Annotated in this window: 1 protein-coding gene; it reads left to right on the forward strand. The window is 33.0% G+C overall.

Annotation, left to right across the window (positions count from 1 at the left end):
• Positions 1–231: HAD hydrolase family protein (locus tag V7056_RS03495; RefSeq protein ID WP_499699327.1), on the forward strand; the 231-nt coding region annotated here is incomplete at its 5' end.
• Positions 232–233: the final 2 nt, after the last annotated feature.

A 233-nucleotide genomic window follows, 5' to 3' on the forward strand; every position in this document is an offset into this window, starting at 1 on the left:
GTATCCTATCATGAAATGGTTGTTATTGGAGACAATTATAGTGACTTACCACTAATTGAGCATGCTGGGTTAGGTGTTGCGATGTCTAATGCACCAGTAGAAATTAAAAAAGTGGCTGATTGGATTACACGTTCAAATGATCAAAATGGTGTACCTTATATGATCAAAGAGCATTTTAGAAAACAATTCCCACTCCCATTCTTAAAATCACATTTGAAAATAGAAAAATAATA

Source organism: Bacillus sp. JJ664, assembly GCF_036962205.1.
Lineage (GTDB): Bacteria > Bacillota > Bacilli > Bacillales > Bacillaceae_G > Gottfriedia.